Here is a 1,080-nt window from a genome sequence, read left to right on the forward strand (position 1 = left end):
GAACGTGGGCCGGGGGGGGAGCCGGGTTATGGCCCGCCCTCCCGGCCGCGCCGACTAGAATTAAGGGCGCCGCAGGCCAACCGGGGGGAGTAATACCCGGTATAACCTAAAGAAGTTGACATATAGTCACTAGAGGTGATAATATGTCAGATTTAGTTTTATATTTTGTATGAAAAGGCAATATTTTATCCGTGTCTTGTTTCAACGGATTGCGCGGCTAAAGCGCGAACGGGATTTTTATCGCTATCAAGCTCGTTGCTTAGCTTGCGCTTTGAAGTTTTACCAGCGCCGTTACTAGCTGTTATTGCAGAGTTTGTTGTAGGGACATTTGTGATGATGGGTCTGATCCTTAAGGATCTAACCAGCGGGTATTCCCTGCGGTTTTGTGTTTCATTGCATCTCTGAATGCGTTAGCTGTCATTTGAACCCTCCAAGCTGTCTCTCGCCCGATTTTCATGTCTGTTTTGGTAAAGACAAAAGTCCCTTGCTGAAATTGACTTTTGCTAGGCTTTGCCCCTGTCAGTTTTTTGATTTTGGAAGTGGGCAATAAGATTATGTGGTTGGCAGCATATTCTAGCGCTTTGTAGTTTGCCAGCGGGTCTTGACTGGCGGCAAAGTGACGGGCGATCGCTTCTACCAATTGCAGGACTTCATTGAAGTTGTCCAGTTGTCCAGTTGGTTTGTCTAGTTGTCTAGTGGAATTGTCTAGTTGTCCACTAGACAAAGATTCTGTATCCCTTGGAAACTCCCAGATTTTGGCTCCTGGATTGCTTTTCATGAACTTGTCCAGTTTGTCCAGTTCGTCCAGTGCGTGACTGGATATTTCACCGCGGCTGACTGGATTGATTTGCAGTGCCTTCATGCGATCGTACACAGATTGTTTGCTGGCTAGACCGTAGCGAGTTTGCAGTTCTGAGATTTTCATTGGTTGATAATTTCTAAGATTTTACTAATTGGTTTGCCGCGCCTCAAGGCTTCGCGGACTGCCGGACATTTGCTCCCTGGACAGTATTTGGCGCGCTGCCGCTTTCCTTCCATCCAGCGGTAACTGTAGTAAGGGCCGGTGCATCCGATTTCAGG

The 1,080-nt window shown here is 47.7% G+C and carries 1 protein-coding gene; it reads right to left on the reverse strand.

From position 1 onward, the window contains the following. Nucleotides 1-349 precede the first annotated feature (349 nt). A complete protein-coding gene (locus QUB11_RS31205) occupies nt 350-925 on the reverse strand; it encodes a hypothetical protein (RefSeq protein ID WP_333207562.1) in 576 nt (191 codons plus the stop codon). Between the last annotated feature and the right edge of the window lie 155 nt (nt 926-1,080).

Origin of the sequence: Microcoleus sp. B6-A1 (assembly GCF_036705085.1) — a bacterium.
In the GTDB taxonomy this organism is placed as follows: domain Bacteria; phylum Cyanobacteriota; class Cyanobacteriia; order Cyanobacteriales; family Microcoleaceae; genus Microcoleus.